The following is a 14,108-nucleotide window of genomic DNA, read 5'->3' on the forward strand; positions in this document are numbered from 1 at the left end:
ATTTTATTTTTGTTATAAAAATTTGTGTATATGATCCGGATCTAATTTATTCATTCAATAGGTTCCCTTTATTTTTTAATATCTGTTTTTTAGCATGCATTGAGTAATTACGTCCTATCGGGATTCTCTTATTGTCTATTTCTACAAGATTTCCTTCTACTGATTTTACTTTATCTATGGCGATGGCATATGACTTATGTATTCTAATAAAATTTTCTGATGGTAACTCTTCACTTATACTAGCTAATGATTTATGAGAAATATAGGTTCCTTCTACACTACGCAGCTTTATATAATCTTTTAAACTTTCTATATAAAGAATATCCCTAAGAAAAATTTTGATTAGTTTTTTATCGACCTTCAAAAAAATGTGAGGAGCTTGTTCAAAATCAGCAAAAGGTTTTCCTTTATCCAGACTAATAAGTCTCGCCATTAATTTATTAATTGATTTCAAAAATCTACTAAAAGGTATTGGTTTTACTAAATAGTCGAGAACTTCTAATTCATAGCTTTCGATCGCATATTCTTTATATGCCGTAGTAATAATGATTTGCGGATATTCTTTAAGCGTTTTTAAAAACTCTAAACCATTCATTCTTGGCATATTAATGTCCAAAAAGACAACATCAACACCTCCATCTTCTAATATTGGCAAAGCTTCCAGTGGGTTTTTAAATACACCTATAACTTCAATATTTTTAAATTCTTTCAAGTATGATTCAATTATACTTATCGCCAAATGTTCATCATCAATTATGATACTCTTTATGGTCATATGGTTGGGATTTTAAGGGTAATCTTATATATATCGTTATCATTTGATATTTTCAATTTATAGTTTTTATTATATAAAAGCTGTAGTCTTCTTTCTACATTTTTAATTCCGATTCCATTTTTTGATCTAGAAGAAGCTTCTTTATCATAGCTGTTTTCAGCTATAAAAATTAATGCTTCATTATCAACTTCAAATGAAACCGATAAGCTCATCTCACCTCTATCTTTAAAACCGTGCTTAAAGGCATTTTCTACAAACGGTAAGAATAAAAGTGGGGTTACCAACACATCATCTATACATCCTACAATGTTAATTTCTGTCTTGAGTTGATTTCCATATCTGATATTCTCCAGCTCTATATAATTATCTATATATTGTATTTCCTGTATTAAAGGAACTTTTCTTTTACTGGCATCGTATATTATGTACTGCATAAATTCTGATAATTTAACAACTACCTCTGATGCCTTAGAAGATTTTTGCATGGTTAATGCATACAGATTATTTAACGTATTAAAGAAAAAGTGGGGCTGAATTTGTGCTTTGAGATATTCTAACTCTGTTTTATATTGTAATTCTGTAAGCTGCTGATTTTTATTTCTTTCCATAATAAAATCAACACTAATTTTAATCGAAAAAGTAAGTGCCAGAACGTATAACTCACCTAACACAACTGCAATGATATGATTAAGTCCAAAAGGTTCATTTTCTCCTTGAGCTTCAGGCCAGATATTTTCTGTGATTAACCAATAGTTAAGACCAGATCTTACCACATAATGAATTCCTAAACTAAAAAGTAAAAAAGCGACATAGGATATGTATTTCTTCTTTAGTAAATAATTAGGTATTAAATAATATATATTAAAATAAACGATAACCAAATGTAATGGAAACTCTACCATATTGGATTTAAATGAGTACCAATAGTCATTAAAATAACTACCCCATCTAATTACATTAAAAAGAAAGTATATCAACCAGAAATAGATATGATACCTTCTCTTAATTGTTTTCTCTACCACAGCTTTGTGGATTACATTTTCTTCAGTTTTTGACACAGAATAGTGTTAATTTTATTAAAAAACTGTGAAAAAGTATCATTAAATAAGATAAAAAGCAAGAAAAAAATTATTTCGAAAAACTTCTAATAACGGTTATCTATAGTTATATGTCGTTCATTATCAAAATGCTGTTGTTTGGATAAAAAAAAAAAAAGAAAACCTTCAAACTATTACTTTAGAACATCACAAATAATCAATAAAAGGAAAACATGAGGCAAAAAAAATTCACTTTAATTTCATTTTTATTTTTAGTAATTGGAGTTATAGCTCAGGAGAAAAAAGTATCGGGTACGGTAACAGACGCTGAAAATAATACTCCATTACCTGGAGTTAATGTGATCATAAAAGGAACTGCTACCGGAGCTCAAACCGATTTTGATGGCACATACACAATTAAGGTCTCTACTGGAGATGTTTTGGAGTTTTCATATATTGGGTTTAAGACTAAAGAAATACTTGTCGATTCATCAGACTCTATAAATGTCAGTTTAGAACAAGATGCAGAACAATTAGAAGATGTAGTTGTAACGGCTTTTGGTATACGACAAGAATCCAAAAAATTAGGATACTCAGTACAGCAACTCAAATCTGAAACCATAGTACAGACTGCAGATCCTAATGTAGGATCGGCTATCCGTGGTAAGTTAGCAGGTGTAAATATTAATTCTAATTCAGGTGGGATTGGATCCTCTGTATCTATTAATGTTAGAGGGATTAGTTCTTTAGGAACCAACAACCAACCTTTAATAGTACTAGATGGTGTTATTATAGACGATAATCAGGGAGGTCAGGGAGATTTTGCTTCCGGGCTTGATTATGGTAATACTTTATCTAATCTGAATCCTAATGATATTGAAAACATATCGTTGTTAAAAGGAGGGAATGCTACCGCGCTCTATGGATTTAGAGGTATCAATGGAGTTTTGGTAATCACCACAAAAAAAGGGCGTTCTGACAAACCTACTGTTGAAATAAATTCTGCAGTAACGGCTAGTTCATTACTAGTATCTCCTAAATTCCAAAACGAGTTTGGTCAAGGTCAATTTGACACCTCAACGAATCAATTAGTATATGATATTACGAATGGTAGTAGTTTCGGACCAAGATTAGATGGATCACAACGAGAACGTTTCGATGGGATTGGAACAGCTGCTTATGCTGCAAACGATAATAGCTTTAAAGATTTTTTTAGAACAGGATTTTCTTTCTTGAATTCTGTTGCTGTATCACAAGGAACAGAAAAATTTGATTATCGATTTAGTTATTCCAGGTTAGATGACGAATCTATCGTGCCTGGAAGTAATTTAAAAAGACAAAATTTCAGTATTAAAGCGGGAGCTTCTATCACTAATTGGTTAAAAATCCTGGGGAAAGTAGATTATATCCATCAAGATGCCAGAAACAGACCCGAACTAACAGGAGGACAAACAAATATAACCAGAGCTCTTTCTTTAAGACCCAGAAATATTTCTAACACTTTGTTAAGCAATAATTTTTTAGAGCCAGATGACACACCTAATAATTGGGCTGGAGCTTTTATTACTAATCCATATTATACCACAAACACCTTATTAAATGAGGACGAAACTGATCGCTACATAGGTCTATTAGAATTAAACATTGATATCGTGCCAGGATTAAAAGGCCTCATGAGACTTTCTCAGGATCATATCACAACCAGTCAGCAAATATTTAATCCATTTGGTGCTTTTGATATTGCTGGTAACGGTCGGTTTTCTGACACTAAATCAACGGCAAGAACCAACAATTATGATCTAATTTTTAGGTACAATACGGATATAGGTAACAATTTTAATTTGGGGGCTACACTTGGTTTTAGTCACTCTGATGTTTCTTTTGAATCTTTACAAGCTATCGGGGAAACTTTTTTACTACCTAACTTTTTCTCACTTAATAATTTCGAAAGTATCAGCGTAGTTCCTGGTAATGCTAAAAATTCATCAAATTCGATATTCGGATCTATGACAATTGGTTTCAACAATTACTTGTTTGCAGAATTTACAGCCAGAAATGACTGGAGTTCTACATTACCAATAAATGACGCTTCTTTTTTCTATCCATCTGTTGGTTTAAGTTTTGTAGTTACTGATGCTTTCCCTTCATTGCAAGATAGTCAGATATTATCAAATCTTAAACTAAGAGGTAGTTTTGCGCAAACAGGAAATGCTACAAGTGCTTTTTCCTTAGTAAATACCTACAATGTGTCTTCTAATTTATTCAATGGACAACGTTTTTTCTTTTTCGGGAATGCTGAAGAAGGAGCTGGTACAGGTCCAGAACTTAATAACCCTAACTTAGTTCCTGAAATTTCGAATGCACTGGAGTTTGGTATAGACGCACGTTTTATGGATAGTAGAATCGGATTATCTGCAACGTATTATACCATAAGAACTGAAGATCAAATATTAAGACTCACCCTTCCTCCTGCAAGTGGTGCTGCCAATCAGATCATTAATGCAGGTTTGGTTACCAATAAAGGACTTGAACTCTCTCTAAATGCTGATATTATAAAGACAGATGATTTTAGCTGGTCCACAACGTTAAACTTTACTACGAATAAAAATGAGGTAGAAGAATTAGCCCAAGGAGTAGAAAGGAATATATTGATACGACAATTTAATGACGTTGTACAAGTAGCAGCAGAAGTTGGATCCAGTGCTCAAGGATTATTTGGTACTACTTTTACCAGAGATGATAATGGCAACATAGTGTATGACACGAATGGGTTACCGGTAGTAAATACCGAAATATCCCAGATTGGTGATGTTGCTCCGGATGCCTTTTTAAACTGGGGAAACACTTTTTCTTATAAACAATTCTCCTTAAGCTTTTTATTTGATGCAAGGTTTGGTGGTGATGTATTTTCATTATCAGAAATACAAAGACATACACAAGGTACTGCTGTAGAAACACTACAAGGTAGAGAGTTCTTTTCCGGAGGACAAGGTATTACTGTTCCTCAGAATGCAACTGTAAATGGCACATTAGATCCCGATGTACAACAAAGAGGTGTAAATCCTCAGACATACTGGGGTAGAGTTGGTCAAATAGCAGAAAACTGGGTATATGATGGGAGCTTTATCAAGTTTAGAGAGTTAACATTTGGATATAACTTTCCTGAAAAAACTATTAAAGGACTTCATCTCTCTAATTTATCTATAAGCTATGTAGGAAGAAACTTAGCCATTTTACATAGTAATACGGACAACTTTGATCCAGAAACAGGATTCAACACAAGTTTTGGAGGTGTAGAATTTTTCGGAATTCCTTCAGCTAGCAGCCACGGACTTAGAGTAAATCTTACTTTTTAAAAACGAATAACGATATTAAAATATAAAGAATCATGAAAACTCAAAAACACATTCTGAAACTATTTGTTGGTTTTCTTATACTAATACTTGTGTCCATTTCTTGTACAGAGGATTTTGAAGAAATCAATACGAATCCTATTGATCCACAAACCGCAACTGTAGAAGGGATCATGGCAGGAGTACAATATTTTGAATTTGCAGAACCTCGTTTCCTTACCTGGAGAGGAAATTTAATCTATACAAGCCAATTTGCAAATCAGTTTAGTTACAATGCCGAAGGATCCTGGTTTGCTGGTGATGCTTACCAGAATAATCAAGGCTGGACCAATGCTGTATTTGATGCATCCTATCAAAAAGTCTCCTTAAATATCAGAAACTTATTAGGGACATATAATGATCTGGGAGATAGTAATGGTGCAGCAGTCACAAAAATCATGATGTCCTGGTTTTATCAAAAAATGACCGATATCTATGGAGACATTCCTTACAGTGAAGTAATCGGGGACGAATTGATTCTTGATAACCCACAACCTAAATATGATGCTCAGAAAGAAATCTACACTGGACTTCTAAATGAGTTAAAAGCACAAATGGATGAAATTGGTTCATCATCAGAAATTATTGCAGGTGCAGAAGGGGATTTTATTTATAACGGAGATCCTCAAAAATGGAAAGCATTTGCTAATACACTAAGATTAAGAATAGCGATACGATCCAGAGATGCCTTTATACAAGCTGGTGAACAATCATTTATAGATACCGTTATTAATGATTGCCTGAGCAATACTTTGATTGATAGTTCTAATGAAGCACTTATAAAAAAATCAGAATCCGCATTAATATTATCATTTCTGGATGGAAGTTTTGAAGATGTTTATTGGGGATTTGGAGGACTAGGTTCTAAATGGGTATTCTCAGATCGCTTTATGAATCTATTAAATGACAATAACGATCCAAGGCTAGTACAGATGGCAGATGCCTCTCCTAACGGAACTTACGAAGGTACTGCAATTTCTATGAGAGGGATTATACCAAGAGATAACCTTGCCATTCCTTCTCAAAAAATCATTGGAACCTCGACCACTGATGTTGCTAATATAGCGCCTACTCAAATACTAACCGCAGCTGAATCCTATTTTCTACAGGCAGAAGCAGCACTTTTAGGTTATTCAGGAAGTCCACAGGCACTTTACGAAGAAGGCATAAGAACAAGTATGAATTTCTGGGGCGTAGATGCTGGTGATATTGAAACTTTTATAGCCAATGAATCGATCGCTACTTTATCCGGTGCTACAGAACAACAATTAGAAGCTATCTGGAATCAGCGATGGTTGGCTCTTCTAATGAATGGATACGAAGCCTGGTCTCTGGTAAGAAGAACAGAACTTATTCCAACTTTTACTGATAATACCACATTTTTTGTTTCAGAACCTAATAATGGGACCGTTCCTAAAAGACTTCAATACTCAACCACAGAACTGGTATCCAATGAAGCAAATGTCAAAGAGGCTATAGATAGACAAGGGATGGACATAATGACAACCAATATTTGGTGGGATATTGAATAAATGAATTGCAAAAACTCTCTTTATTCATCTATATATCAACCCAATAACATTTGAAAAAAATAAAACTTAAATCACCTTAAAGCTTAAAAAAAGAAAAATGATTAAAGAAATTAAATTCAGGCAAGTTGGCAAATTTGAGGATACTAAATTCGAAAAAATCCATAACGAAATATTCCAGGATTCTTCTTATGCTTCTAAACTGGCTGCTTTAGAAATTGCAGATTTAATAAAACAAAAACAAAAAGAAGGTAAGCCTTGTATCTTAGGTTTAGCTACAGGATCTTCTCCAATAAAGGTATACGAAGAACTGGTAACATTGTATCGGCTGGGAGAACTCAGTTTTAATAATGTAATCACCTTTAATCTCGATGAATATTATCCGATGGATATCGATAACCAGCAGAGTTATTATCACTTTATGCATCAGCATCTTTTTGATCATGTGGATATAAACCCTGAAAATATTAATATCCCTTCGGGAAATATTAATACAGAAGAAATCGATCAGTATTGTATTGATTATGAGATGAAAATCAAAAAACTTGGAGGACTTGATTTTCAGCTTCTGGGTATCGGAAGAACAGGACATATCGGTTTTAACGAACCCGGATCTCATCGCAATTCAGGAACCAGAATTATTACCTTAGATCATATAACCAGAAGAGATGCTGCTTCAGATTTCAATGGTTTAGAAAATGTCCCTAAAAGAGCAATCACTATGGGAATTAGTACCATTATGAAAGCTAAACGTATACTTCTGCTTGCGTGGGGACATAAAAAAGCATCTGTTGTTAAAAAAACTATTGAAGGAGAAATAACCTCGCAGATTCCAGCCTCTTTCTTGCAAGAGCATAAAAATATCACAGTAGTTTTAGATAACGAAGCAGCTGCAGATCTTACCAGGATTAAAACTCCCTGGTTGGTAGATCAATGTATCTGGACACCAAAACTTAAACTAAAGGCGGTTACGTGGTTAAGTCAGGAAGTACAAAAACCTTTATTAAAATTAACTGACAAAGATTATAACGATCACGGTATGTCTAGCCTATTAACATTAGAAGGGTCAGCATATGAACTAAATATTAAAATGTTTAATCATCTACAAAACACCATTACCGGATGGCCAGGTGGAAAACCAAATGCAGATGATACCAAGCGTCCAGAAAGAGCAAACCCTTCTCAAAAAAGAGTTCTTATTTTTAGTCCCCATCCTGATGATGATGTAATCTCTATGGGAGGCACATTTTCAAGACTTATCGATCAAGGTCATGACGTACACGTTGCATATCAAACTTCTGGCAACATTGCAGTAACAGATCAAGAAGCTTTAAAATTTGGAGAAGTAGCGCAACACTTATCTAAAGATGATACTGTTTTTAAAACAATTATCGACAACATAAAATCTAAAAACACTGGGGATATTGATTCTCCCGAAGTGAGATTGACTAAAGGTCTAATTCGAAGAATGGAATCCTATGGCGCTACAAGATATCTGGGACTTCCTGATCACAAAGTTCATTTCCTGAACCTTCCTTTTTACGAAACCGGAAGGGCTAAGAAAAACCCTATTGGTAATGCCGATATTAATATCATAAAGAGCATCATAACTCATATAAAACCACATCAGATTTATGCCGCTGGAGATCTGGCAGATCCACACGGAACCCATAAACTGTGTCTTGATGCTATTCTGGAAACAGTTTCAATAGTAAAAGAGGAAGATTTTATGAATGATTGCTGGTTATGGTTATACCGAGGAGCTTGGCACGAATGGGATATTCATGACATCGAAATGGCTGTACCCCTAAGCCCTGATGAAGTAAATAGAAAGACAAATGCCATTCTTTTTCATCAATCACAGAAAGACAAAGTCATGTTTCAGGGAGAAGACTCCAGAGAATTTTGGTTAAGAGCAGAGGAACGAAATAAAAATACAGCAAAACTATATGACAATCTCGGATTAGCCGATTATGAAGCAATTGAGGCTTTTAAAAGGCATTATTTCTAAAAACCATCGTATTTCTTACTAATTCGTAAGCTCACTAACATGTTTTTAAAGCAAAATTAACTTTGAAATAAACTCCAAACTTGTAAATCCTTCGTAAAGGACTAAATAATAAAGATTAGAATGTATGATATTAATAGCTGACAGTGGTTCTACAAAGTGTGATTGGATTCTAATCGATCGATTCGGGAATATTCTATGTTCTAAAACGACCATAGGAATCAACCCATTAAATATATCACAAAACAACATTAAAGATATCATATTAGAGATTTCTGAACTATCAGAAAAAAGAAATTTAATTGACGAAATACATTTTTATGGAGCGGGTTGTGGAACAAAAACATCAAATGAAAAAATCAAATCATCCTTATACTCCATTTTTAAAAATGCAAAATTAATAAAAGTCGAAGAAGATATTATTGCTGCTGTACACGCCACTACAGAGATTCCTGGTGTTATTGCAATTCTAGGAACAGGATCGAATTGTTGCTACTTTGATGGTGAAAAAGTAATACAATATGCTCCTTCATTAGGATATTTACTTGCCGATGAAGCAAGCGGTAATTATTTTGGAAAAGAACTTTTGAAGAGCTTTTATTTACAAAACATGCCCGCTAGTCTTGCCAAAGAGTTTAAGACCAGGTTTGGGGCTGATTTAGAACAACTCTTTTATAATTTATATGACCTTAAACAACCTAATGCGTATTTAGCATCATATGCAATCTTTATCTTCCAACATAGAGATCATCCTTTTATAGAGAATTTACTGTATAACGGGATCAAGATATTCATTGATAATTATTTAATGCTTTACGCTAAAGAATTAGAAAATCACCCTATTCACTTTGTGGGTTCTATTGCATATTATTCGCAAGATATAATTAATCGAATAGTAGTAGATAGAGGTTTTACGGTAAAAAGCTTTGTTAAAAAACCCATCAATAATCTTATCAACCATATTATTTCTACCCAACATCCATTACAAAAAATAAGTTAACACATGAAGAGATCCGTTTTCTACATACTATCTATACTCATATTTTCAGTCTCTTGTCATAAAAACGAGAACCATATAGCGGTTGTAAATACAAATCCCAGAATTACACCTATGCCGTTGTCTTTATTAGAAAAAGAAGGAAGTTTCACAATAGATAAAGAAACTTCATTTTTCACAGAAGATCAAGGAGCTAAAAAAATTGCCCTATTTTTTATAGACATTATTAATCATAAAACAGGATTACACCTTAAAACATCTGATCAGAAAAAAAAGAACTCCATTCGTTTATTAATAGACCACTCACTAGAATTAAACGAAGAAGGTTATTTATTAAAAACCTATGAGAATCATGTTTCGATAATTTCGAAAACCACCAAAGGCTTATTTTATGGAGCACAGTCCTTAATACAACTGTTGCCACCTATCCCCAATGATCATTTCAAAGAAGATATACAAGTTATAATTCCTTCTGTAGCTATTAAAGATGAACCAGCTTTTATATGGAGAGGTGTATTACTTGATGTGTCAAGGCATTTTTTTACCGTAGAATTTATCAAAAAGCAATTGGATTTTTTGGCAACATTAAAAATAAACAAATTTCATTGGCACTTAACGGATGATCAGGGTTGGCGTATCGAAATAAAACAATATCCAAAACTAACGGAGATCGGTGCCAAAAGAGGCAACAAAAAAAATGATGTTTACCACGGGTTTTATACACAAGAGGATATAAAAGAAGTCGTTGCATATGCCAAGGAACGATTTATCGATGTAATTCCGGAATTTGATATGCCTGGACATGCTAAGGCAATTCTTGCTTCATATCCTGAGCTTGCCTGTGTCGAAAAGCCTTTCGAAATAAGAGAAATTTGGGGTGTAGATTATAATATTTTGTGCGCTGGAAAAGAAGAGGTATACGTTTTTATAGAGAATGTAATACGAGAAATGGCCACATTATTTCCGTATACGTATTTTCATGTGGGCGGAGACGAAGTACCAAAACGCGCTTGGAAAGAATCTGAATTATGTCAAAAATTAATAAAAAAAGAAGGTCTAAAGGACGAAAAAGAATTACAAAGTTACTTTATGGCACGTGTAGAAAAGATACTCCAGAATCATAATAAAGTAATGATAGGTTGGGATGAAATTCTGGAAGGAGGAATTACAAAAACAACTAATATTATGTCCTGGCAAGGTGAAAAAGGAGGTATAAAAGCTGCTAATGAAGGTCACGACGTAATTATGACCCCACTAGACTATGTATATCTCAACTTTTACCAAGGCAGTAAACAAGTAGAACCCATGGCCTTTGGAGGGCATACTCCACTACAAAAAACATATGATTACAACCCAATCCCCGACGCTATACAAGAAAACAAAAGACATCATATTCTTGGATTACAAGGAAATCTGTGGGCAGAACAAACAGACAATGATAACATTGCAGAATATCAACTGTATCCTAGACTAATAGCAATTGCCGAAACCGGATGGACAGCAGAAAAAAACAAAAACTTCAATAGTTTCTTAAATCGGCTCAATAATTTATATCCTATACTTGAGGATCATCAAATAAATTACCACATTCCTTTACCAGAAGGACCTTCATCTGATCATATCGCATTTCTTGATAGTATAACCTTACCGTTTCACACAACTCATCCTGTAAAAATGGTATACACTACTGATGGATCAGATCCTACTAACCACAGTGATGAATATACAAAAGCGCTTACATTTCATAAAACTACTACGCTAAAAATAGCTTCAGTACTACCTCATGGCAAAATCAGTGCAACAAGAACTATTAATATTGTTAAACAATCTTATCTCCCATCAATATCAAAATCCATGGATTTGTCTCCAGGATTGAAGATAAAAACGATAAAAGGTCACTTTTCGAGTATCGATGAAATCGAAAAAGAAATCCCAACAGAAGTATCAATTATCAAAAGTATTAAAGAAGCAAATAACACCTTCGACTGGGGACATGAGGTTAAAAAGGAAAATTTTAAAGCTGTTTTTTTAGAAGGGTACATTGATATCCCTGAAGATGGAATTTATTATTTCTCTAGTACGCAAGATCAAATATGGATCGGTGATCAACTGGTTATTGATTACAAAAAAACAATAAAAAAACACCCAGAAGAAAGCTCGATAGCTCTTAAAAAAGGGAAACATAAACTTAAAATCGTCTATCTAAACAATATTGTAAAAGGATGGGCATCAGATTGGAATACCGTCGCGTTAAAATATCGAAAAGAACTAGATAAAGAATACCTATTAGTCAATGAGAAGATGATTTTTTATCAAAACTCTCAAAAAGCGCTTTCACTAAAATAAAAGTGATTATCAATTATTTAAAATTAATGTAAACACAAACTCTTATGAACCTATTAAAAAAACTTACCGGATGTATCTTCTTGCTATTCATAGTATTTCAGTCATGCACTAATGAGAGTTTTCTCGACGAGCAAAACCTAAAAGAAACAACTCCTTTAATCAATCGGGCAGCAATTACAGAACCTATTGTTCTAGGATATTTTCCATCCTGGTCAGAAAGCTGGACCACCACAGGACAAGGATCTAAACTGCGGGATATTCCTGAACATGTTACTCATGTATTTCTTGCTTTTGCAAAACCTGACTTACGATATCAAAAAGGATCCTATGATATTACCGGAACTGGAATTCAAACTCCTTATGGCGGTCAAACGCTAAAGGAATCTGTGTCCATTCTTAAAACCAAAGGAATCAAAGTAATTCTTTCTATTGGTGGGGAAACGTATTGGGGTACGGATGCTGCCTATGATATTGACTATAACCAAATTAAAGATTTAGTTGATGATATGGGATTCGAAGGTATTGATTGGGATTTTGAACCAAATGGTGGGTTCCAAACTATAGGAGAACCTATCAATGTGCAGCGATTTATTACCTTTTTTAATGAATCAAGAGCAATCATGCCAAAAGGTCAATATGTGATTGCTTGCGCACCCGCTGGTGCAGGAGCATTAGGAGGTCTAAACAATGATGATCCTTCTTCTCCTTTTGCGCATAGCAATAGAAATACGGTTACCGGAGAATCAGATACGAATCTATTCAATGCCACGTCACCAAATCAGGCTATTAGTTTATTTGGGTTTGCTTCTACCGGACATATGATCCCGGTAATAAAAGCAGTAGGCGATAAAATTGATTTAATTGCTTATCAAGGTTATAATACAGGTGCTGCCAGTAACAGAGCTATTATGTATGACTCCTATAAATATTATGCAAATCAATACGGTTTTTCAATAGCAGCCGGAACTCATTATCCTAATGAACCTTGGGGTCCATATTATACTTATAATTACCAAAATATAGCCGACCTATCCAGTCATATTTCTTCAAAAAGCACAACAGATGGTATCATGATATGGCAAATGTTACTAGAAGAAAGCTCATCTTCTGCCTATGGATATTTATATGCATCCAGTCAGGTATTAAATGGGGTTTCTCAATCTCAGGCAATTGCCAATGCAGAAAACTATCCAGAGTCTCCCTATAATGGTGGCGATGGTGACGGTGACGGTGGCGGAGGAAATGGCTCTGGTTGTTCTGCTAGTCAGTGGAATTCAGCCACCGCTTATACCAATGGAAACGAAGTAGTTTATGAAGCTTCTTTATATAAAGCGAAATGGTGGACACAAGGAGATATCCCTGCTACCAATACTGGAAATGGAAAACCCTGGGAATTTATAGAAAACTGTAATGGTGATGGTGATGGCGGAGATGGAAACGATGGAGGAAATGGCAATTGTACCGGAAATGAATGGAACGCTGCTATTGCATATGTCGGCGGAAACGAAGTTTTCTACGAAAATGTAATATATCGGGCAAAGTGGTGGACTCAAGGCGATGTCCCTGCGACAAATACCGGAAGTGGAAAACCCTGGGAATTTGTACAAAACTGTAATTAGCCAATAATTAAAATTAAAACTATTCTCAACTGAGCACTTATTCCTTATTTAGTAGTAGAAAGACCATCTAAAAAAGTTTTAGATGGTCTTTTACATGAATTGTATCTCCTAGTAAATACTAAACGCAATTAATCACAAGTCATTTATTTTGAGCAAAATACTCAGAATCTCCTATAAATAAGCTAAACTTAATTTCTTAACTTTAAGCTTATAAAACTTATTATTATGAAAAAATTAAAAAACATGAGGGCATTAACTAGAGAAGAGTTAATAAAAATACAAGGTGGGACTCCTCAAAACGCAGGAGATTGTAGTAATTTTATTGATCTATCACCTGCAATGGCAATGCCAGAACCAGGAAGATATTGCCTTAGTGATGCATAGATACAATGAATATAGAATAAA

9 protein-coding genes are annotated in these 14,108 nt (G+C 34.2%); 7 read left to right on the plus strand and 2 right to left on the minus strand.

Features of this window, described 5'->3' with window-relative positions:
- Nucleotides 1–46: 46 nt before the first annotated feature.
- Together Q0829_RS10175 and Q0829_RS10180 are read right to left on the minus strand one after the other, a co-directional pair.
- Nucleotides 47–775, minus strand: a complete 729-nt coding sequence (locus tag Q0829_RS10175; RefSeq protein WP_298542089.1) for a LytTR family DNA-binding domain-containing protein — start codon at nt 773–775, stop codon at nt 47–49.
- On the minus strand, nt 772–1,833 hold the full coding sequence (locus tag Q0829_RS10180) for a histidine kinase (RefSeq protein ID WP_298542091.1): 1,062 nt from the start codon (nt 1,831–1,833) through the stop codon (nt 772–774). Before Q0829_RS10180 ends, Q0829_RS10175 begins: the two co-directional genes overlap by 4 nt.
- A 212-nt stretch (nt 1,834–2,045) precedes the next feature.
- Here Q0829_RS10180 and Q0829_RS10185 point away from each other — a divergent pair, with 212 nt between their 5' ends.
- The 7 genes from Q0829_RS10185 (at nt 2,046) to Q0829_RS10215 (ending at nt 14,087) form a co-directional block, all read left to right on the plus strand.
- Nucleotides 2,046–5,168, plus strand: coding sequence for a SusC/RagA family TonB-linked outer membrane protein (locus Q0829_RS10185; RefSeq protein ID WP_298542092.1), 3,123 nt, complete (start codon nt 2,046–2,048; stop codon nt 5,166–5,168).
- Nucleotides 5,169–5,200: 32 nt separating this feature from the next.
- On the plus strand, nt 5,201–6,736 hold the full coding sequence (locus Q0829_RS10190) for a SusD/RagB family nutrient-binding outer membrane lipoprotein (RefSeq protein ID WP_298542095.1): 1,536 nt from the start codon (nt 5,201–5,203) through the stop codon (nt 6,734–6,736).
- A gap of 97 nt (nt 6,737–6,833) precedes the next feature.
- Entirely contained in the window at nt 6,834–8,744 is a 1,911-nt protein-coding gene (gene nagB, locus Q0829_RS10195; RefSeq protein ID WP_298542097.1) for a glucosamine-6-phosphate deaminase, read from the plus strand.
- 124 nt (nt 8,745–8,868) lie between these two features.
- A complete protein-coding gene (locus Q0829_RS10200; RefSeq protein WP_298542100.1) occupies nt 8,869–9,741 on the plus strand; it encodes a BadF/BadG/BcrA/BcrD ATPase family protein in 873 nt (290 codons plus the stop codon).
- 3 nt (nt 9,742–9,744) lie between these two features.
- Nucleotides 9,745–12,084 carry a family 20 glycosylhydrolase gene (locus Q0829_RS10205; protein ID WP_298542102.1) on the plus strand — a complete coding sequence of 780 codons (2,340 nt, stop codon included), beginning with the start codon at nt 9,745–9,747 and terminating at the stop codon, nt 12,082–12,084.
- 44 nt (nt 12,085–12,128) lie between these two features.
- Entirely contained in the window at nt 12,129–13,703 is a 1,575-nt protein-coding gene (locus tag Q0829_RS10210; protein ID WP_298542105.1) for a carbohydrate-binding protein, read from the plus strand.
- A 225-nt stretch (nt 13,704–13,928) separates the two neighbouring features.
- Complete coding sequence (locus Q0829_RS10215; RefSeq protein WP_298542108.1) at nt 13,929–14,087, plus strand: hypothetical protein; 159 nt, start codon at nt 13,929–13,931, stop codon at nt 14,085–14,087.
- Nucleotides 14,088–14,108: the final 21 nt, after the last annotated feature.

It is taken from the genome of uncultured Aquimarina sp., from assembly GCF_947492405.1.
Lineage (GTDB): Bacteria > Bacteroidota > Bacteroidia > Flavobacteriales > Flavobacteriaceae > Aquimarina.